Consider the following 20090-nt stretch of genomic DNA (forward strand, 5'->3'; position numbering starts at 1 on the left):
AGGAACCGCGATGACTGATCGGACACTCCTTCGCGCCGGGCATGTCATATCGATGGACCCCGCGGTCGGGGACCTGCCGAGGGGTGACGTCCTCGTCGAAGACGGAAAGATCGCCGCCGTGCGGCCCGAGATCAGCGCCGACGCCGAGGTCCTCGACATGACCGGCCGCATCGTCGTCCCCGGCTTCGTCGACACCCACCGCCACACCTGGGAGGCCCCGATCCGGGGCGTCGCACCCGACGCCACCCTCGACGACTACTTCGTCGACGTCCTCGACAGCTTCGCACCCCTCTACACCCCGGAGGACGTCTACGCCGGCAACCTCGCGGGCACGCTCGAATGCCTCAACGCCGGCATCACCACGCTCGTCGACTGGTCGCACATCAACAACACCCCCGAGCATCCGGACGCCGCGATCCAGGGCCTGAAGGAATCCGGCATCCGGGCGCAGTACGCGTACGGCAGCGCCAACACCTCCCTCGCCGAGTACTGGTTCGAGAGCAAGGTCGCGATCCCGGCGGACGACGTACGCAGGATCCGGTCGACGCACTTCGCCTCCGACGACGGCCTGCTGACGATGGGCCTCGCCACCCGCGGACCCGGCTTCTGCGTCAACGAGGTCGTCGCCGCCGAGTGGGCCCTGGCGCGCGAACTGGGCATCCCGATCACCGTGCACGTGGCCATGGGGCGCCTCGCCGGCCGCTTCGGCATGGTCAAGCAGTTGCACGGCATGGGGCTCCTCGGCCCGGACACCACCTACGTCCACTGCTGCCACCTCAGCGAGGAGGAGTGGCGGATGGTCGCCGACAGCGGTGGCACGGTGTCGGTCGCGCCGCAGGTGGAACTCCAGATGGGGCACGGCTGGCCGCCCGTGATGCAGGCGATCGAGCACGGGCTGCGGCCCTCGCTCAGCATCGACGTCGTCACCACCGCGCCCGGCGACATGTTCACCCAGATCCGGGCCGCGTTCGGCGCCGAACGCGCCCGTGTCAACGCCGACTGCTGGCAGGCCAACATGCCGGTGCCCAGCACCATGCTGACAGCACGTCAGATGCTGGAGATCGCCACCCTCAACGGCGCCCACGTCGCCGGTCTCGAGGACCGTACCGGTTCCCTGACGCCCGGCAAGCGCGCCGACATCGTCGCGATCGACGCCACCGCTCCGAACGTCTCCCCGGTGCACGACGCGGCAGCCGCGGTGACCCTCTGCGCGGACGTGTCCAACGTGGACACCGTCCTGGTCGACGGCGTGATCCACAAGCGGGACGGGAGGCTGCTCGCCGACACCGGGCGGGCCCGCCGGCTGGTCGAGGAGTCCCGCGACCGGCTCCTCGCGGCGAAGGAGGCGAAGGGGGAGAGGGCCACGGCATGACGAACCACCTGGTGCGCCGCGCCGCCGACCGGCCCGATCCGCCGTACGACGGCCACGGCCACCGGCGGCGGACGCTGGTCGGCGAGGACGACGGCAGTGTGCACACCGGCTTCGGCCTCTGCGAACTGCGGCCGGACGGCCGTGTGCCCGCCCATGTGCACTCGTACGAGGAGAGCTTCCACATCCTCGACGGGGCCGTGATCCTCGACGTGCCCGAGGGGGCGTACCTCCTGCGGAAGGGCGACTACGGCCTCCTGCCGACCGGTGTTCCGCACGCCTGGCGCGGGGCCGGGGACACCGGCGGGCGCTGGGCGGACATGCTGGCCCCCGTGCCGCGGGCGCGCTACGGACACGACACCCAGGCGGTGCCGGAGCTGCCCGCTCGCGACCCGGTCCGGATCGACGTCCGCGACCCGCGCACCAGGACCTTCGGGCACTTCGAGCCCGAGCAGATGGATCCCGACAAACAGTCCCAGGACCTGCTGGCCGTGACGGCGAGCATGCGGACCGCGCTGCTGGTCTACAGCGGCATCACCGTGAAGATGATGGTCGACGGCGACCTGGGCGCGGTCGCCTCGACGATGTTCATGGTGCGGTACGCGTCCGACGGCGTCATCGGCAAGCACGACCACCCCTTCGAGGAGACGTATCTGATCCTCGAGGGCGTGGCGGAGGCCACCCTCGACGGCGAGCGGTACCGGCTGGAACCCGGGGACCTCGCGTGGGCGGGCGCCGGCTGTGTGCATGGGTTCGTCAACGCCGGGCAGGGGCCCCTGAGGTGGCTGGAGACCCAGGCGCCGCAGCCGCCGTCGCGACACTCCTACCGGTTCACGCGGGACTGGGACTACCTGCGCCAGGCGCTTGAGGAGGAGTCATGAGCAGTGTCCTTGTCGTCGGAGGCACGTCGGGGATGGGCCGCGAGTTCGCGCGGCTACGCGTCGAGCGTGGCGACGACGTCGTCCTGACCGGCCGCGACGCCCAGCGCGCCGACACGGTCGCCAAGGAGATCGGCGCCCGGGGCCTCGCCCTCGACCTGGCCCGGCCCCTGGAGATCACCGCTGCCCTGGCCGACGTCGGACGCGTCGACCACCTGGTGCTCGCGGGTGTCTCCCGGGACGACAACAAGGTGACCGAGTACGACATCGACGCCGCCCTGCGGCTGGTCACCCTCAAGCTCGTCGGCTACACCGAGGTCGTGCACACGCTGCGCACCCGGCTGCACGACGACAGCGCCATCGTGCTGTTCGGCGGACAGGCCAAGGAGCGCCCCTACCCGGGCGCGACGACGGTCGCGACGGTCAACGCGGGGGTGCGGGGCCTGATGCACTCCCTCGCCGTCGAACTGGCCCCCGTCCGGGTCAACTCCGTCCATCCCGGTGTCGTCGGCGACACCCCGTACTGGCAGGCCAAGCCGGAGAAGGTGCTCGACGTACTGCGCACCGAGACGCCCACGGGGAATCTCGCCACGATGGCGGACGTGGCCGACGCGGTCGACTTCCTGCTGCGCAACCGCTCGGTCAACGCGGTCGAACTGAGCGTGGACGGGGGCTGGCTGCTGGGGTGAGTCTCCGGGCCGGGGACCTGGGGGTCACCCGGCCCGCCGCAGGGTGTCCTCGGCGATCTCCTCGTCCACCGCCGCCCGCACCAGCGCGGCGGCGAGGACGGCCGGGCCGGTCCCTCCGGCCAGTTCGGCGAGGCGCTCCGGGTCCTTCGGCAGCTTCAGGCGCTCGGCGCCCTGGAGGGCCTTGCCGTCCAGACAGGGGGCCGCCTCGGGCCAGACGCCCTGGACCTCGCGCAGGAAGATACCGCTGCCGGCCGGGCCCATCCCGGGGAACTCCTGGAGGAGACGGCGCAGTTCGGACACCTCGCCGTCCGCCTCCCGGCGCAGCCGCCGCAGATCGCCGCCCCACCGCTCGTTCAGCAGCTCGGCCGCGTCGCCCAGCTGGGTGGCCGTGCGCTCGTCGTAGCGCCGGTAGCCGCCCCGGCCGAGCGCGTCCACCCGCTCCTGCCAGTCCGCCGCCGCCATGCGGCGCGGATCGCGCAGCCCCGCCTCGTGCAGGGCACGGGCGGTGGCCAGCGCGATCGAGCCGCGGATCCGGGCACTGAGCAGGTGGGACAGCACCAGCAGCCGGTACAGCGGCTGCGGGGTGTTCTTCAGCCGGATGCCCGCCTCGTCGGCGTATGTCCGGCCGTGCGTGCCGAGGAGTTCGCGGACCACGCGCTCCTGGCGGGCCACGGCTACCCCTTCAGCGGATCGTGGCCGACCGTCATCAGCCGGTGCCGCCGGCGCGTGTCCTCGGCCGTCACCTCAGGCAGCGGTTCGTTCTCCAGGTCCACCTGGGAGGTGACCCTGTCCACGACGTTCCGCATCACGCGCAGATCGTCCTCGGTCAGGTCGGTGCGCCGCTTCTGGAGGATCGCCAGGACGTGCTGTCCGGTCTCGCTCCCCGCCTGGTCGGGCAGCGGCTCCGCGTTCTCGTCGGCGTCCCGCGTCCGCAGCCAGGCCGCGAGTTCCTGCGAGGTCATGTTCACCACGCGGTGGAAGTCCTCCCACAGCGCGTCGAGTTCGAGGGCGTCGGTCATCGGGTGCCCCTTCCGTACGTACGTGCGCGCCGGTCAGCCCTCTCGGGGGAAGTTCTCGGCGTCGAACATCCACCGCTGCTTCTCCAGTTCCGCGGTGATGCTGATCAGCAGGTCCTGGGTGACCAGGTCCGCCTTCTCGGTCGCGTCGATGCGCTCGCGCAGCCGGCCGACGGCGTCCTGGAGGGACTCCACCATCACCTGCACGGCGTCCGAGTCGCGCACCCAGCCCTCCTTGGGGGCGGGCAGGGTGAACGTCTTGGCGATGGTCTCCGGCCGGCCGTCCGGCGGCACGCCGAGCGCAGCGGACCGCTCCGCGACCGTGTCGGCGAAGTTCCGCGCGGCAGACACCACCTCGTCGAGCTGGAGGTGGATGGACCGGAAGCGCGGTCCGACGATGTTCCAGTGCGCCTGCTTCCCGATCAGCGAGAGTCCGAGCAGGTCGACCAGGGTGTCCTGGAGTGCCTCGCAGGCGACCCGGCGGGCCTCGTCGGTCAGTGTGCTCCTCACGGCCGTCATAGGGCGCTTCTCCTTCTCGCGTCGTTCCTCGTGCTCCGGAGCAGTGCGTCACGCTCCTCCTCGCAGGTCCCGCCCCATACGCCCGAGGCCTGGCCGCTGCTCAGCGCGAAGCTCAGGCACGGGCCGGTCACCGGGCAGCGCGCGCAGACCCGCTTCGCTGCCGCGACGTCCCGCAGGGCCGGACCCGCCGTGCCCACGGGAAAGAACAACTCGGGGTCCTCGTCCACGCAGGCGGCGTTCCGCAACCACTCCATGACCGCGCGGGTGCCCCGGGCGCACTGGTGCAAACGCGCCCCGCGACGCCTCGCGATCGGCCCCGGAGCGCTGTGCCGACCTGCGGCAACGCCCGCCCCGACCCGTGTGGCCCCGGAATCTTCACAGGCGGCGGGACGAGGGTCTATAGTCCGAAACTAGCAGTGCTAATTAATGTGCGGTGTGAGGAGCCTCTCGTGCGTCCCGTCCACTTCGCGGCCGCCCGCCGCACCCCCATCGGCAAGCTCAGGGGATCCCTCTCCCCGGTGCGGCCCGACGACCTCGCCGCGACCGTGGTCCGCGCGCTGGTCGGCGACGTGCCCGCGCTGGACCCGGCCCGCGTCGACGACGTCTACTGGGGCGCCGCCAACCAGGCCGGCGAGGACAACCGCAACGTCGCCCGTATGGCCGCCCTGCTCGCCGGCCTCCCCGAGTCCGTCCCCGGAGCGACGGTCAACCGGCTCTGCGCGTCGGGCCTGGAGGCCGTCACCACGGCCGCCCGCACCATCGCCGCCGGCGAGGCCGACATCGTGATCGCGGGCGGCTCCGAGTCGATGAGCCGCGCCCCCTTCGTCCTGCCCCGCCCCGACGAGGCACTGCCCCACCGCATCGAGACCGTCGACACCCGCCTCGGCTGGCGCCTGGTCAACCCGGCGATGCGGGACCTGCACGGCCTGCTGTCCATGGGCGAGACGGCGGAGGAGGTCGCCGCGCGGTACGGCATCGGGCGCGAACGCCAGGACGACTTCGCCCTGCGCAGCCACCAACGGGCCGCCCTCGCCCGCAAGGACGGCCACTTCGACGACGAACTCCTGCCCGTGGAGCGCCCCGACGGCGTCGTGGTCGACACCGACGAGTGCGTCCGCGAGGACACCTCGTACGAGAAGCTGTCCCGGCTGAAGCCCGTCTTCCGGGACGGCGGCACGGTCACCGCGGGCAACGCCTCCCCGATGAACGACGGCGCCGCCGGTCTCCTCCTGGTCAGTGAGGAGGCCCTGAACGAGCTGGGTCTCCAGTCCCTGGGCCGCTATGTCGCCGGCGCCTCCGCCGGTGTCCACCCCGACGTCATGGGCATCGGCCCGGTCCCCGCCACCCGCAAGGCACTGGCCCGTGCCGGCTGGAGCGTCGGGGACCTGGAGGAGGCCGAGTTCAACGAGGCCTTCGCGGCCCAGGCCCTGGCCTGCGTGGACCAGCTGGGCATCGACCCCGACCTGGTCAACCCGAGCGGCGGCGCCATCGCCCTCGGCCACCCCCTGGGCTGCTCGGGCGCCCGCATCCTGACGACGCTGCTCCACCGGATGCGGCGTACGGGGGCGGGACGGGGGCTGGCGACGATGTGTGTGGGGGTCGGGCAGGGGGGCGCGCTCCTCGTCGAACGGGGGTAGTGCCGGGGCCCGCAACCACCAGGCGAGACGGCACTGCGGCGCCCCGGTCGTTGCACATAGCATCAGTGTTCGCATGAACACGATGACGCTCTGGAACATCACCGGCTGGGAGTTCGCCGCACTGGCCTTCGCGGCCCTCCTCGTCGGTTTCTCGAAGACCGCCGTGAGCGGGGCCAACACGGTCAGCCTCGCCATCTTCGCGGCGGTGCTGCCCGCCCGCGCCTCCACCGGCGTCCTGCTGCCGGTCCTGATCGCCGGGGACCTGCTGGCCGTCGCCACCTACCGGCGGCACGCCCACTGGCCCACCCTGTGGCGGCTGTTCCCGGCGGTCGCCGCGGGCGTCGTCGTCGGCACGGTCTTCCTGATGTGGGCGGACGACGCGATCGTACGGACCTCGATCGGCGCGATCCTGCTGCTGATGGCGGCCGTGACGGTGTGGCGACGGCGTACGGCGGACGCGGAGCAGCAGCCGGACCCGGTCACCAGCAGGGCGGGCCGGGTCAAAGCCCGCTCCTACGGCGTGCTCGGCGGCTTCACCACCATGGTCGCCAACGCGGGCGGCCCGGTGATGTCGATGTATCTGCTCTCCGCGGGCTTCCGCAAGCTCGGCTTCCTCGGCACGTCGGCCTTCTTCTTCCTGATCGTCAACGTCTCCAAGCTGCCCTTCAGCGCCGGCCTCGGCCTGATCGACGGCCGCTCGCTGCTCCTCGACCTGGCGCTCGTGGTGTTCGTCGTGCCCGGCGCGCTCTTCGGCAAGTGGGCCGTCCACAAGATCAACCAGCGGCTGTTCGAGCAGCTGGTCATCGCGGCGACCATCGTGGGCGGACTCCAACTGCTGCTCCGCTGACGGGCGGCTACCGCCGCGCGGAGCTCCGCAGCAGCGCCGGGAGGTCCGCGAAGGAGTCGATCACGTGGTCGGGTGTGCCGTCGGCGGCCCGGAGCGCCTCCGGCTGGAACTTGCCGGTCCGCACGAGGACCCCGGTGACACCGGCCCGCTGCGCCGCGAGCACGTCGGACTCCACGTCATCGCCCACCATCACCGCCTCGCCCGCACCGGCACCCACCCGGGCGAGCGCCGACTCGAAGAACGCCCGCGCCGGTTTGCCGGTGATCTCGGCCTCCATCAGGGCTGCCTGCTCCAGACCCGCCAGGAACGCACCGGAATCCAGCCGCAGCCCCTCGTCCGTACGCCAGTACAGGTTGCGGTGCATCGCCACCAGCCGGGCCCCGCGCTGAAGGTTCCCGAAGGCCCGGTCCAGCGCCTCCCAGCCGAACTCGGGTCCCGCCCCGCCGACCAGCACGACATCCGGCACGGTCCCGGTGTCCGCCGCGTCCACGAGGGTCACACCGTCGAGGTCCTCCTCGATGTCGCCGCTGTTCAGCAGGGCGCACCGGGCGCCGGGACAGTGCTCGGCGAGATACGCGGCGGTGGCCGCGGGGGCGGTCAGGATGTCCTCGGCGGACACCGGGAACCCCGCGTCCGCCAGTGTCCCGGCGATCGAGGCCCGTGTGCGGGAGGTCGTGTTCGTGACGAGCAGCACGGCGAGCCCGGCTTCCCTGATCTCCCGCAACGCCTCCACGGCTCCGGGCAAGGGCCGCCACGACACCGTGAGCACCCCGTCGATGTCGATGAGCACGGCACGCACGGACTCCATGTCCGGACGATAGCCGCGTCAGTCCCGGGGGCGCCTGCGCAGCAGATACGTGTCCATGATCCAGCCCTTGCGCTCACGGGCCTCGGCACGCAACCGCTCGATGCGGGGCGCGGCCTCGGCGATCGGGCCGGAGACGAGGATCTCGTCCGGGGTGCCGATATAGGCGCCCCAGTAGATGTCGACGTCCTCCTGCGCGTACCGCCGGAAGGTCTGGTGGGCGTCGAGCATCACCACCACGTCGTCCACGCCCTCCGGGAAGCCCTCCGCGAGCCGCCGCCCGGTGGTGATCTGCACGGGCCGTGCGATGCGGTTGAGCCCAGTCCGGTGCCGGGCGACGAGCGCCGAGACGCTGCTGACGCCGGGGACCACGTCGTACTCGAACGCCACCGCGTCCCGCTCCAGCACCTCCTCCAGGATCCCCAGCGTGCTGTCGTACAGCGAGGGGTCTCCCCAGACCAGGAACGCGCCGGTCTCCTCCTCGCCGAGTTCCTCCGCGATCAGCCGCTCGTAGATGCCGGCGCGGGCGCTGCGCCAGTCCCCGACGGCGGGGGAGTAGGCGGCGCCGTCGGCGGCCCGGTCCCGCTCCGGGTCACGCGCCTCGACGACGCGGTACGTCCCCTGCGTCAGGTGCGTGTCGAGCATGTCCCGGCGCAGCCGGGTGAGGTCCGCCTTCACCTCGCCCTTGTCCAGGATGAAGAACACGTCCGTGCTCCGCATCGCCCTGACCGCCTGCAGGGTCAGCTGCTCGGGGTCGCCCGCGCCGATACCGATGACATGAATCTTTCGCACACCCCGAGTCTGCCGCACACCGCTGACAGCACCCGCACCGGCTCAGCCCCCGCGCCCCTGCTCAGGGATCTGCTCAGGGCCCCCGCCCGCTCCCCGGAGCCGAGGCGCCCGTGCCCCCGCGTCCACGGCGCGGCCGTCCCGTTCCACGTCCTGGGCCACTTCCCGGGCCCAGGTGGCGATGCCCTCCAGGTCGATGCCGTGCGGCAGCGGCTGCCCGGAGCCGGAAGCCCACGTGTCGGTCGCGCCCGCCCCGCGCCGCAGCAGCCGTGCCCCGCCCGTGATGTTGCCCCGGGCGGCGTGGGTGAGGCCCACGGCGAGCTGGGCGAGACCGCGCCACAGCTCCCGCTCCGTGTCGGGGCCCGACTTCCAGGCGTCCTCGAAGACCTCGTGCGCGTGGAACGGCTTCCCCTCGTCCAGCAGCCGCTGTGCCTCGGCGACGGTCTCCTCCGGCGTGCGGACCACGCCCTCGGGCTGCCGGGGCACGCCGTCCGTGCCGTACGGCAGGGGCCGCCCGAGACCGTCCCGGGGCCGGGCGTTGCGTGCCCGCCCCTCGCTGTCGCGGTCCCGGGTCTCGCTCGCCCGGTCCGCGGAGGTGCTTCCCGCGTGCTCCGCGCTTCCCTTGCTGCCTGTGCTGCCCATACGTCGATTGTCCCGCCCGGGCCGTTTTCGGCGCGGCCAGGGGGGTGGGGTAAGGTGCTGTTCGCGCGATCACGCGGTTTCACCGCGAGTGGGCGCGCATCGGGACGTGGCGCAGCTTGGTAGCGCACTTGACTGGGGGTCAAGGGGTCGCAGGTTCAAATCCTGTCGTCCCGACTCGATGGAGTCGCAGATGAGGGGCGGTTTCGGAGGAATCCGAAACCGCCCCTTGATCATTTCTGGCACGGCCCTCTCAGAGGTGCTGTTCGGTGGCCCGGGTGCGGTGGTATTCGTCCTGGCGTTCGTCGGTGATATACGCCGGGATCGGGAAGTCCCACCAGCCGGGAACCCAGGGACCCGCGGCGTCGCGGTCCGTGGGGACCTCGATCACGGCGGGGGCCCCGGACCGGACCGCCTTGCGCAGGGTCGGCTCCAGGGACGCGGCGTCGTCGACCTTCCACGACTCGATCCCGAAGGACCGGCCCATGGCCGCGAAGTCGGGGCTGTACGGCGAGCCGTCGGGGTGGGAGAACTCGGTGCCGATGTGGCGCGAGGTCTGCTTGCGCTGGCCGCCGCGGATCGACATGTAGCCCGCGTTGTTCTGGACCACGAAGATCACCGGTGCGCCGGCGGTGACGCTCAGGGCGATCTCCTGGGAGGTCATGAGGAAGTCGCCGTCGCCGAGGACACACACGACCGGGCTGTCCGGTCGGGCAAGTTTGGCGCCGACTGCCGCCGGTATGGCCCAGCCCATGGAGGAGAAGCCGCCGGAGGTGAGGTGGGTGCGTGGGGAGTAGACGGGGAAGGTCTGCTTGACCGCTCCCTGGGTGTTGCCCGAGCCCGCGACGATGATCGCGTCGCGCGGGAGCACGGAGCGCAGGGCGCCGAGCGGGCGCTGTGAGGTGAACGGGAAGCGGTCGCTGTCGCGGCGGCCGGCGAGCTTCTCCTCCCAGTCCTGCTTGAGCTGGGCGAGTTCGGCGAGGTACTCGGAGCGGTCGGCGCCCTGGGAGGGCAGCGAGTCGACGATGGCCGCCACGGCGCGCTGCGCGTCCGCGACGATGCCCACCTCGGCGGGGTAGTTCTTGCCGATCTCGTGCGGGTCGATATCGATGTGGATGAGCTTCGCGGGCGGGATGGAGAAGCTGATGCCCTTGGCGTAGCTGGAGGCGGACCAGTCGGTGAAGCGGCAGCCGACGGAGATGACGACGTCGGCGGAGCTCGCGATCGCGTTGCCGGTCATCGTGCCCGTCTGGCCGACGCTGCCGGCGAACAGCTCGTGGTCCTCGGGGAAGGCGCTTTTGCCGTTCCATGTAGTGACCACCGGGATCTGCCACCGCTCGGCGAGCGCGAGGACATGGTCGGACGCCTCGGAGGTGATCGCACCGCCGCCGACCACGATGACCGGCCGGGTGGCCGCGCGCAGCACGTCCACGGCGCGGTCGATGGCCTCCGGGTCGGGGTGCTGGCGGCCGACGGGGATGCGCCGCTCGAGGTCGTGGAGGTCCACGTTCGCGGCCTCGGCCTGTACGTCCATGGGGACTTCGAGGTGCACCGGGCCCGGGCGGCCGGTCAGCATGGAGTTGAAACAGCGGTGCAGGACGAAGGGGAGCTCCTCGACGCGGGTGACGACCCAGTGCCGTTTGCTGACGGCCTCGGCCACCTTGGGGAAGTCGTTGGCCGTGTAGCGGTCGAGTTCCTGGAGCAGACCGTGGCCGCGCATGTGGGTCGGCGGGCCGCCGGTGACGACGAGAACACTGGTGGAGTCCGTGAACGCGGTGCCCATTCCGATGACGGTGTTGCTCGCGCCGGCGCCGATGGAGGTCACGGCGGCCTGCGGGCGGCCGGTGACGCGGTAGTAGCCGTCGGCGAGGTGGACGGCGCTCTGCTCGTGGAAGGTCTGGACGAAGGGGATCCTGGACTCGTCGTCGAGGAAGGCGTCGGTCAGTGACCAGATGCCGTGGCCGGGGATGCCGGCGACGACGTCGACCCCGTAGTTGCGCAGCGTCCGCGCGACGATCTGGCCTCCGGTGAGGACAGGCATGGTGTGCTCCCGATCAGCTCGGTTCGGATGGTGGGGTCAGGCGTCCTGCCGGACGGCCCAGGCGAAGCCCTGGGTGCACAGGCGGGTGACGTCCGGGTTCTGGAGGTCGTCGAGGTCGTGTCCGACCGCGCTGTAGAAGACGCGGCCCCGTCCCCAGGTGCGGGTCCAGGCCTGAGGGATCGTCTTCCCCTCCAGCCACGGCAGGTGTTCGCCGGTGAACGTGGACTCGGCCAGGACGTGATTGTTGGGATCGACGGACATGTAGTACTGCTCCGACGCGACCCGGAAGTCCCTCACGCCGGCGGTGACCGGGTGGTCGGTGTCCGTGACGGTGACCTCGTAGGGGTACTTCACGCCTTCGCCGGCGGGGTGTTCGAGGAAGCTGCCGCCGAGCAGCCAGTGGTACTTGAGGCTGGTGCGGAACGCGGCGGCCGCGCCGTGCCAGGCGGCGATCCCGGTGCCGTTCTCCACAGCCCCCAGCAGGTTCGACTCCTGGGCGGCGGTCAGCCCCTCGGACAGCAGCGCGTTGTTCCAGTTGAGGGCAATGAGGTCGTAGCCGGTGAGGTCGGCGTCGAGCGCGAAGATGTCGTTGGTCTCGTCGACGTCGAATCCGAGGTTCTTGAAGATCGGGAGGGCCCATTCCTCGGCCACCTGGTAGGGCTTGTGCCCCGGCCAGCCTCCGTACAGATACAGGACGCGGGTCATGCGTTGTTTCCTCCGGCCGTACGGGTCAGGGCCGCGGCGCGGCCGCGCAGACGCTCTGCCACCTCCATCGCGTCGCCTTCGGGCGCGGTGGACTTGCGCTCCGGCTTCGCGGTCAGCAGGTACACCAGCCCCACGGCCGAGACGACGAGGAACCCGATGAGTGCGATCCACCGGTCCACGAACGGGGTTGCGGAGTCGCCGGTGGGCCAGGCGAGAAGAACCATGCCGAGCACGCCGTAGGCCAGGGCCGCCGCGGTGACCACGAAGCCCCAGCGGCCGAGGGTCCAGGCTCCGGCGGGGCGCCAGCCCTTCAGGCGCATGCGCAGCGCGGCCAGTACGACCATCATGAACGCCGCGTATCCGGCCAGCATCTGGAACGCCACGATCTTGGTGAGGGAGTCGGGCGAGTAGTAGACGAAGACGAAGATCAGCAGCGGAAGGACGTTCACGGCCAGCAGCGCGTTCATGGGGACGCGGTGCCTGCGGGAGATCTGCGAGAAGACGCGGGAGCCCGGGAACATGTCGTCGCGGGCGAAGGAGAAGACGATCCTGCTCGCGGCGGCCTGCTGGCTCATCACACCCGCGATGAAGGACGTGATGATGACCGCGAGCACCGCCTTCGTGCCCACGATGCCGAGCGAGTTCTGCAGGATCGAGGGGATCGGGTTGGTGTCCTTGCCCGAGAGGATCGAGGCGAGGTCCGGAGCCGCGAGGGCGTAACCGACGAACGCGAGGAGCGCGGCCACTCCGCCGACGGCCACGGTCAGCTGCATGGCCCGCGGGATGCTGCGGGAGGGGTTGGGAACCTCCTCCGCGATCTCGCCGCACGCCTCGAAGCCGTAGAAGAGGAAGAGTCCGACGAGCGAGGCGGCGATGAAGGCCATGACGTAGTCGTCGTGGGTGGAGCTGCTGGTCTCGAAGAAGATCGAGACGGAGTTGTGCCGCTCGAAGATCAGCAGGTACAGGCCCAGGAGAACGATGCCGATCAGTTCAGCGGCGAGGCCGATCTTCGAGATCAGGGCCAGTGTCCTGGTGCCGAAACAGTTGCAGATCAGGCAGACGGCGGTCACGCCGATCGCGATCCACAGGCGCTGGGCGGGGGTGGAGCTGATGCCCGGCGCGTCGGCGGTTCCTGCGAAGAGGCTGGCTATGAAGTCCGAGCTGAAGAGTGCGGTGCTGGTGATGCCGATGGTGATGCAACAGATGTACGTCCACGCGTTGAACCAGGCATAGCGCCCGTTCCAGAGCCTTCGTACCCATTGGTAGAGCCCGCCCGCGAGCGGGAACTGCGAGACGACCTCTCCGAAGACCAGCGCGACCAGGAACTGCCCGGCCCCGACGATGGCGATCCAGAAGACGGACGGTCCGCCGGCGGTCGCCAGACCGACCGCGAAGAGGGCCACGACGCCCACGAGGGGTGAGAGGTACACGAAGCCCAGGGCGAAGTTCGCCCACAGGCTGACCTTTCTGTCGAACTTCTGCTCATAGCCGAGTACGGCGAGCAATTCCGCGTCCTCGGCCGAAGAGGCGGGACTCGTGGCCCCGCCCGAGGGGCCGACGGGGGTGGATGTGGGCGCCGCGTGCGCCTCGTTGTCCGTAGCTGACATGACGATCTCCGTGGGTCGAGGGGGACGAGCTCCTTGTCGAACGGCTGCCGTGCCGCGTATGCGGTCCGGCATAAGTCGCGATCGGCCATCGCGGTTCAGCTCTGCTCGAAGGTGTGGTCGGTCCAGTCCAGCCGGGCCGATCCGTTGCGCGCGGCGCGGACGTCTCCCGAGCGCGCGTGTCCCTCGAAGTTCTCGATGCGCGAGGCCCTGCCACAGATCTCGCCGAGCCGGGCACTGGACCCGGAGTCCCTGATCTCCTGATAGGTCACGGTCTTGAGGTACTTGCCGACCCAGAGGCCGCCGGTGTAGCGGGCGGCTCCCAGGGTGGGCAGGACGTGGTTGGTGCCGATGACCTTGTCGCCGTACGCGACGCACGTCCTGTCCCCGAGGAACAGGGCACCGTAGTTGCGCATCCGGTGCAGGGCCTCGCGGGGCTCGGCGGTCAGGATCTGGACGTGCTCGCTGGCGTACTCGTCGGCGAGTTCCCAGGCGGCGTCCAGGGTGGGGACCACGATGACCTCGCCGTGGTCCCGCCAGGCGCGCCCGGCGACCTCTCCGGTGGGCAGGCCGGGCAGCAGCTTGTCCACCCAGGCGATGGTCTGCCTGCCCACGTCCTCGGACGTCGTGATGAGGACCGTCGGGGAGTCGGGTCCGTGCTCGGCCTGGGACAGCAGATCCGTCGCCACCACGAACGGGTCCGCTGTGCCGTCGGCGACGATCAGTACTTCCGTCGGTCCGGCGAAGAGGTCGATCCCGACCTCGCCGAAGAGCTGGCGCTTTGCCTCCGCCACGTAGGCGTTGCCGGGGCCGGCGAGCATGTCGACCGCGTCGATCGTCTCGGTGCCCAGCGCCAGGGCGGCCACGGCCTGGACACCGCCCATGACGTAGATCTCGTCGGCGCCGGCCAGGTGCATCGCGGCGATGCTGACGGGCGGCGGCGCCCCTCGGTCCGGCGGCGTCGTCGCGGCGACGCGTTCGACACCCGCGACCTTGGCCGTCAGGACGGTCATGTGGGCCGACGCGGTGAGGGGGTAGCGGCCGCCGGGAACGTAGGCGCCGGCCGCGCCGATGGGGATGTTGCGCTGCCCCAGGAACACGCCGGGCAGCGTCTCCACCTCGAAGTCGGTGAGGGAGTCCCGCTGCGCCTGGGCGAAGCCGCGGACCTGCTTCTGGACGAATCGCAGGTCGTCGAGGACCGTCTCGGGGACGGAGGAGACGACGGAGGCGATCTGTTCCGGACCGAGCCGGTAGGACTCCGGGCTCCAGTGGTCGAACTTCTGCGACCAGCGGCGCACGGCGGCGTCGCCGTTGGCCCGTACGTCGGCGATCACGTCGGCGACGGTCTCGACGATTTCCGGACGGCTGGTCCGTGACGTCTTCACGGCGACAGGAGCCTTGATGGTCTTGTGTTGTGCTGACACTCTGCACTCCTTGCAGGGGTCGTGCCTGCGGGCTTGACTTGAAGTCTGGGGAAACAAGGAGTGGGGCGACAGGCACAGTGTGTGCAATATTGGCCCTGGATCGTGCACACATCGAGGTAGTGGTTCATGGCTGAAGTCCTGACGGTTCGCGCTGCCCTGAAGCTCGAGGTGTTCACGCGCACCGCCGTGCGTGTGTATGCCGGGGAGAGGAATCTGGACCGTCCTGTGCGCTGGGTGCACACCGGGGAGATCCCGGACATCCATCGCTTTCTCACGGGTCAGGAGATGCTGCTGACGGCCGGCCTGGGCATGGGCGCGACAGCGCTCGAGCAGCGGGCGTTCATCCGACGGCTCGCGGACGCCCACGCGGCCGTGCTCGTCGTCGAACTGGCCGGGCGCATGTTCGACTCCATGCCGGAGGCCGTGATCGAGGAGGCCGAGGCGGTCGGCCTGCCCCTGGTGGGACTCACCGACGAGATTCCCTTCGTCGAGACGTCGGCCCAGGTCCACGAGGTCCTGGTCGGGATGCGCGTCAAGCAGCTGATCGCCGAGGAGGCCACCAGTCAGGCGTTCATGGATCTCCTCCTGGCGGACGAGGACTACGTCGGCGTGGTCAGAGAACTGGCCGGTCGCACCGGGCACCCCGTGGTGCTGGAGGACGTCGCCCATCAGATGCTGGCGTACGGAGGCGCGACGCCGGAGGCCGACCGGGTGGTGGACGAGTGGAGTGCGCATTCCCGGGCGATTCACGAACGCCACCCCTCGCTCGCGGCGCAGCGCCCAGAGGCCCCGACCGCCCCGGCGGCGTCGTTTCGCGAGGTCGCGCCATGCGCTCGGCAGCCGGTGGTGCTCCGGGGCGAGTCGTGGGGGTGGCTCCACCTTCTGCACGGTGGGAGGCAGCCGAGCCCGCCCGAGCTGCGCACGCTGGAACGAGCCGCCGCGGCCGTGGCGATCTCGCTGCTCAGCGAACGGGAGAGCGGCGCCCGCGCGTCCCAGCGCCAGACGGCGCTGCTCAACCGGCTTCTCCTCGGCGACATCACGGGAGAGCGGTTCGTGACCCTCAGCCTGACGCTCGGCCAGGACCTGCGAGGACGGGACCTGATCGTCGTCACAGCCTGGGCGGGGGACGAGGAGCCCGACAGGGACCACTTCCTCGCCCGCCTTCTGGAGGAGGCCGGCTGGCCCGCCGTCGTAGGCGACACCGGAGACTTCGACGTGGCGGTCGTGGGCCTGCCCACCCGCGCCGACGCCGGCCAGGTGCAGGCACTGCTGGCCGATCACGGGGTACGGGGTGGCATCAGCCGCATCGTGGAGCCGGCGGTACTTCCGCTGGCCCTGCGCCAGAGCCGCAGCGCGGCGTCCGTCGCGGCGGCGGCCTCGACCACGGAAGTGCGCCACTTCGACGATCTGGGAGCTCTGCGCCTCCTCGTCGCCCTCTCCGAAGGCCCCGAACTCAGGCGCTACGTCGAGGACGAACTCGGTCCGCTCCTCCAGCACGACGCAATGGCGAAGAACCCTCTGCTGCCCACCCTCCGCACGTTCCTCGACCGCGGTGGCAACAAGGCGCGCGCGGCGGAGGAACTCTTCATCCAGCGACGCACCCTCTACCACCGCCTCGACAAGCTCTCCGAGATCCTCGGTCTCGATCTCACGCAGGTCGGCAACCAGCAGCGGCTGCAACTGGCCGTGCGTGGACACGACCTGCTGCGCAAGCCGACGCTGCGGCGGACCTGACCTGCGGCGGGCCCGACCGCTACGGCGTCAGCCCTTCGTCGCCCCGGCGAGGGAGGGGGCGATGCGCAGGGCGTTCGCCCCGATCGTAAGGGCCGGGTTGAGCGCCGCGGAGGACGGGAAGAACGACGAGTCGGTCACCCAGAGGTTGTCGACGTCATGGCTGCGGCAGAGGGGATCGAGCACGCTAACCGCCGGGTCGCGACCCGCCACGGCCGTTCCGCACATGTGGGAGTTGGTCTCGATCCCCATGCGCTGGGTGAAGATCAGCGGATAGCCGGACCTGCGGACCGCCCGGGTCACCCGGCGCACGAGTTCGTGGTGGGGCGCGAGGTTGGTCGGCGTCCAGTCGATGAGGATGCGGTCGCCGTCCACGCGTACCCGGTTGTCCCGGGACGGGAGGTCCTCGGTCGTCAGGTAGATGTCGAGGCTTCTGGCCGCCATGAACTTCAGGGCCCACGTCGGTGCCCACGGGCGGGCGGGCTTCAGCATGGGGGCCTGCAGCTTGCCCAGCATCTGGAGGTTCCCGAGAGGGAAGCGCGTCCCGGGTCCGGCTTCGTAGAAGTCGTTCAGGCCGAGCGTCTTCTGCCACTGAGTGGGGTTGGTCCGCAGGGGATTGACCCCGACGAAGAACGTGCTGTTGTGGACCATGTAGTTGCGGCCCAGCAGCCCTGAGGAGTTGCCGAGGCCCTCAGGGTGCGCGTCGTCGGCCGAACGGAGCAGCAGCGCGGCCGAGTTGACGGCGCCTCCGGCGAGGGCGAAGGTCCTGGCGTTGATCCGGACGGTACGGCCCGCGTGCCGTGCCTCGGCGGCGACGACCTTGCGGCCGTCGGGCGAGGTGATCAGACGGGTGATCTCCGCACCCGTGAGGATCTTCACCCCGTCGCGCAGCGCGGGGAGGAGGAGCCGGTTCTCGGCGTCCGACTTCATACCCGTCTCGTCCGGACAGCCGTCGGCGGCCGTCACGGCGGCGCGATCGGCCTGCGTGCTGATGTTCAGGGCGTTCGGCGTGTGGAACGGGTGCAGGCCCTGCCCGCGCAGCGACCGGGAGAACCGCTCGATCTCCGGTTCGTGCTGAAGCGCCGGATACGGGTAGGGCTTGGAGCGGGGCGGCTCGGTCGGGTCCTCGCCGGTCTGTCCGTGCACCTGGAGGAACTGCTCCATGACGGTGTAGAAGGGCTCCAGGTCGTCGTAACCGAAAGGCCAGGCACGCGAGACGCCCTCGTGGTGTTCCACCTCGGTGAAGTCACTGCGCCGGAAACGGGGCAGCATGGCGCCGTAGAAACGGGTGTTTCCGCCCACCCAGTAATACACACCCGGTGCGAACGGCTTGCCGGTGCTGCCGTCGTACCAATAGCCGGCGTTCTTGTACCGGCCCTTGATATACATCTCGGCCGGCTGCGAGTTCTCCGGTTCACGGGGAAGGAAACGGCCGCGTTCGGCGACGAGTACGTCGAGACCGGAGTCCTTCAGCGCCCAGGCCAGCGAGGACCCGCCCATGCCGGAGCCGATGATCAGGACGTCGGTGCTGATCTCCTCGGCGGTATCGACTGAGACGAGGGCGTCGGGCCGAAGCTCCGGGGGCGTGTAGTCCTGACGGACCGGGTCGGACATGAGTCGGGATCCCCTCTTTGCCGCGGTGGTTCGAAGAGAGCCTAAGCAGCGGCGCGGATACAGCACATGCACGGAATGGGTAATGACTGGCGCCTCAAGTGCTCACTTCGTGCATGTGCTGACCATGCCCGGCGTCCCTAGCCTCCTCCAGGAACGACGCGCGCTGACCAAGGCGACCGGAAATTCCACGGAGGCGAAATGGACAGGGAATCGTATGACTACATCGTCGTCGGGGCCGGCTCGGCCGGCTGTGCGCTGGCGGCCCGGCTGTCCGAGGATCCGGATGTCACGGTCGCGCTGATCGAAGCGGGACCGCTGGCCCGGGGCCGCCTCTTCGAGATACCCGCACTGTTCTCCCAGCAGCTGAAGACAGCCTTCGACTGGGACTTCGAGACCGAGCCCGAGCCGCAGCTCGCGGGGCGCCGCGCCTACCTGCCCCGCGGCCGCGCGATCGGCGGCACCAGCTCGATGAACACCATGCTGTACGTGCGCGGGCACCGCTACGACTACGACACGTGGGAGCGGCTCGGCAACCCGGGCTGGGGGTACGACGACGTCCTGCCGTTCTTCAGGAAGTCGGAGGACAACGAGCGCGGCGCCGACGACTTCCACGGCGTCGGCGGTCCCCTCACCGTCAGCGACCCCCGCTCTGTCCACCCCTTGCTGACGGCATGGGTCGAGGCGGCTCAGGACGCGGGCCACAAGTACAACTCGGACTTCAACGGAGCTGAGCAGGAGGGCGTGGGCTACCACCAGGTCACGCAGCGGAACGGCCTGCGGTGCAGCAGCGCGATCGCGTTCCTGGAGCCGGCCGCGGGCCGTCCGAACCTCACCGTGCTTCCCTCGACGACCGCCCTGCGCCTGAGCTTCGACGGCTCGCGGGCCGCCGGCCTGGAGGTCGACCACCTCGGAACCGTCCGGACGATCCACGTCGACCGTGAGATCGTGCTGTCGCTCGGGGCCTACAACTCGCCCCACCTGCTCCTCCAGTCCGGTGTCGGGCCTGCCGACGAACTCGCAGCGGGCGGGATCACCCCCCTGCACGACCTGCCGGACGTCGGCAGGAACATGCAGGACCACACCGGGTGCTTCATCAGCTTCTTCAGCGACACCGAGCCGCTCCTGGGACCGGACACCTCGGCGGAGGAGCAGCTCCTGCGCCGGCAGGGCACCGGCCCGATGGCCTGGAACGAGACCGGCGGCTTCTTCAGCTCCAGCGACGACGTCCCCGCACCGGACATCCAGGTGCACGCCGCGCTGGGCATCGTCCGTGACGAGGGGCTGACCGCGCCGCTCGAGCCCGGTATGTCGTTCGGGCCTTATGTGGCACGACCCGCGAGCCGCGGTTCGGTGCGGCTGCGCCACTCTCACCCCTATGCCAAGCCGCGCATCTTCCACAACTACCTCGACGACCCCGACGACCGGCGGCGGCTGCGCGAGGGCGTCCGGCTGTGCATGCGCATCGCCCGTGAGCAGCGGCTGACGTCCCTGCTGCGGTCGGACCTGCGCGGTGCCGCCGACGCCGGACTCGCCCCGCTGTCGGACAGCGACCAGGACATCGACGACTTCGTCCGCACACAGTCGTTCTCCTTCTACCACCCGTCGGGCACCTGCATGATGGGCAAGGTCGTCGACCACGAACTCCGGGTGCGCGGGCTGGAGAACGTCCGCGTGGCGGACACGTCGATCATGCCGACCCTCGTCACTGGGAACACCAACGCCCCCGCCATCATGATCGGCGAGAGGGCAGCCGCGTTCATCCGCGCGTCGGCGGGCTGACGCC

Annotated in this window: 19 protein-coding genes and 1 tRNA gene; 8 read left to right on the plus strand and 12 right to left on the minus strand. The window is 70.6% G+C overall.

Annotation, left to right across the window (positions count from 1 at the left end):
• Window positions 1-10: 10 nt before the first annotated feature.
• From ACIBK5_RS06605 to ACIBK5_RS06615, 3 genes are read left to right on the plus strand one after another with little or no spacing between them, the layout of a single operon-like run.
• Window positions 11-1372, plus strand: coding sequence for an amidohydrolase family protein (locus tag ACIBK5_RS06605; protein WP_399016868.1), 1362 nt, complete (start codon window positions 11-13; stop codon window positions 1370-1372).
• Window positions 1369-2250 carry a cupin domain-containing protein gene (locus ACIBK5_RS06610; RefSeq protein ID WP_399016870.1) on the plus strand — a complete coding sequence of 294 codons (882 nt, stop codon included), beginning with the start codon at window positions 1369-1371 and terminating at the stop codon, window positions 2248-2250. The genes ACIBK5_RS06605 and ACIBK5_RS06610 overlap by 4 nt, the downstream gene beginning before the upstream one ends.
• A complete protein-coding gene (locus tag ACIBK5_RS06615) occupies window positions 2247-2936 on the plus strand; it encodes an SDR family NAD(P)-dependent oxidoreductase (protein ID WP_399016871.1) in 690 nt (229 codons plus the stop codon). Before ACIBK5_RS06610 ends, ACIBK5_RS06615 begins: the two co-directional genes overlap by 4 nt.
• Before the next feature lie 24 nt (window positions 2937-2960).
• Here ACIBK5_RS06615 and ACIBK5_RS06620 read toward each other — a convergent pair whose 3' ends face one another.
• From ACIBK5_RS06620 to ACIBK5_RS06635, 4 genes are read right to left on the minus strand one after another with little or no spacing between them, the layout of a single operon-like run.
• Window positions 2961-3608 (minus strand): endonuclease, encoded by a 648-nt coding sequence (locus tag ACIBK5_RS06620; RefSeq protein WP_399016873.1) that lies wholly within the window; start codon window positions 3606-3608, stop codon window positions 2961-2963.
• A gap of 2 nt (window positions 3609-3610) precedes the next feature.
• A complete protein-coding gene (locus ACIBK5_RS06625) occupies window positions 3611-3955 on the minus strand; it encodes a DUF3140 domain-containing protein (protein ID WP_399016874.1) in 345 nt (114 codons plus the stop codon).
• 33 nt (window positions 3956-3988) lie between these two features.
• Window positions 3989-4471 carry a Dps family protein gene (locus ACIBK5_RS06630; RefSeq protein ID WP_399016876.1) on the minus strand — a complete coding sequence of 161 codons (483 nt, stop codon included), beginning with the start codon at window positions 4469-4471 and terminating at the stop codon, window positions 3989-3991.
• A complete protein-coding gene (locus ACIBK5_RS06635) occupies window positions 4468-4725 on the minus strand; it encodes a WhiB family transcriptional regulator (protein ID WP_391112279.1) in 258 nt (85 codons plus the stop codon). The genes ACIBK5_RS06630 and ACIBK5_RS06635 overlap by 4 nt, the downstream gene beginning before the upstream one ends.
• A 195-nt stretch (window positions 4726-4920) precedes the next feature.
• On the opposite strand from ACIBK5_RS06635, the gene ACIBK5_RS06640 reads away from it, so the two are divergent.
• Window positions 4921-6108, plus strand: coding sequence for a thiolase family protein (locus ACIBK5_RS06640; protein WP_399016878.1), 1188 nt, complete (start codon window positions 4921-4923; stop codon window positions 6106-6108).
• Between the two features lie 73 nt (window positions 6109-6181).
• Window positions 6182-6955, plus strand: coding sequence for a sulfite exporter TauE/SafE family protein (locus ACIBK5_RS06645; RefSeq protein ID WP_399016880.1), 774 nt, complete (start codon window positions 6182-6184; stop codon window positions 6953-6955).
• Between the two features lie 7 nt (window positions 6956-6962).
• Here the strand turns inward: ACIBK5_RS06645 and ACIBK5_RS06650 are convergent, their stop codons facing one another.
• Genes ACIBK5_RS06650 through ACIBK5_RS06660 form a run of 3 tightly spaced genes read right to left on the minus strand, consistent with a single transcriptional unit; the run spans window position 6963 to window position 9191 of the window.
• The gene (locus ACIBK5_RS06650; protein ID WP_399016882.1) at window positions 6963-7763 is read right to left on the minus strand and encodes an HAD-IIA family hydrolase; all 801 of its coding nucleotides are present in this window, start codon (window positions 7761-7763) and stop codon (window positions 6963-6965) included.
• Between the two features lie 18 nt (window positions 7764-7781).
• Window positions 7782-8552, minus strand: coding sequence for a precorrin-6A synthase (deacetylating) (gene cobF / locus ACIBK5_RS06655; RefSeq protein ID WP_399016884.1), 771 nt, complete (start codon window positions 8550-8552; stop codon window positions 7782-7784).
• A 42-nt stretch (window positions 8553-8594) separates the two neighbouring features.
• Entirely contained in the window at window positions 8595-9191 is a 597-nt protein-coding gene (locus tag ACIBK5_RS06660) for a DUF309 domain-containing protein (protein WP_399016885.1), read from the minus strand.
• Window positions 9192-9291: 100 nt separating this feature from the next.
• Between ACIBK5_RS06660 and ACIBK5_RS06665 the strand changes: the two genes are divergently transcribed.
• Window positions 9292-9365, plus strand: a tRNA-Pro gene (locus tag ACIBK5_RS06665).
• A gap of 76 nt (window positions 9366-9441) precedes the next feature.
• Here ACIBK5_RS06665 and ACIBK5_RS06670 read toward each other — a convergent pair.
• The 4 genes from ACIBK5_RS06670 to hisD all read right to left on the minus strand — a co-directional run bounded on the left by ACIBK5_RS06670 (window position 9442) and on the right by hisD (window position 14962).
• Window positions 9442-11229, minus strand: a complete 1788-nt coding sequence (locus ACIBK5_RS06670; RefSeq protein WP_399016887.1) for a thiamine pyrophosphate-binding protein — start codon at window positions 11227-11229, stop codon at window positions 9442-9444.
• A gap of 36 nt (window positions 11230-11265) precedes the next feature.
• Window positions 11266-11934 (minus strand): ThuA domain-containing protein, encoded by a 669-nt coding sequence (locus tag ACIBK5_RS06675; RefSeq protein ID WP_399016888.1) that lies wholly within the window; start codon window positions 11932-11934, stop codon window positions 11266-11268.
• Window positions 11931-13541, minus strand: a complete 1611-nt coding sequence (locus tag ACIBK5_RS06680) for an APC family permease (RefSeq protein WP_399016890.1) — start codon at window positions 13539-13541, stop codon at window positions 11931-11933. Before ACIBK5_RS06680 ends, ACIBK5_RS06675 begins: the two co-directional genes overlap by 4 nt.
• A gap of 95 nt (window positions 13542-13636) precedes the next feature.
• Window positions 13637-14962 (minus strand): histidinol dehydrogenase, encoded by a 1326-nt coding sequence (hisD, locus tag ACIBK5_RS06685; protein ID WP_399016892.1) that lies wholly within the window; start codon window positions 14960-14962, stop codon window positions 13637-13639.
• Between the two features lie 126 nt (window positions 14963-15088).
• Here hisD and ACIBK5_RS06690 point away from each other — a divergent pair, with 126 nt between their 5' ends.
• Complete coding sequence (locus tag ACIBK5_RS06690; RefSeq protein WP_399016893.1) at window positions 15089-16696, plus strand: PucR family transcriptional regulator; 1608 nt, start codon at window positions 15089-15091, stop codon at window positions 16694-16696.
• Between the two features lie 27 nt (window positions 16697-16723).
• Here the strand turns inward: ACIBK5_RS06690 and ACIBK5_RS06695 are convergent, their stop codons facing one another.
• Complete coding sequence (locus ACIBK5_RS06695) at window positions 16724-18307, minus strand: GMC oxidoreductase (protein ID WP_399016895.1); 1584 nt, start codon at window positions 18305-18307, stop codon at window positions 16724-16726.
• 198 nt (window positions 18308-18505) lie between these two features.
• Between ACIBK5_RS06695 and ACIBK5_RS06700 the strand changes: the two genes are divergently transcribed.
• Entirely contained in the window at window positions 18506-20086 is a 1581-nt protein-coding gene (locus ACIBK5_RS06700; protein WP_399016897.1) for a GMC family oxidoreductase, read from the plus strand.
• Window positions 20087-20090 lie beyond the last annotated feature (4 nt).

Source organism: Streptomyces sp. NPDC050546 (assembly GCF_044457425.1).
Lineage (GTDB): Bacteria > Actinomycetota > Actinomycetes > Streptomycetales > Streptomycetaceae > Streptomyces.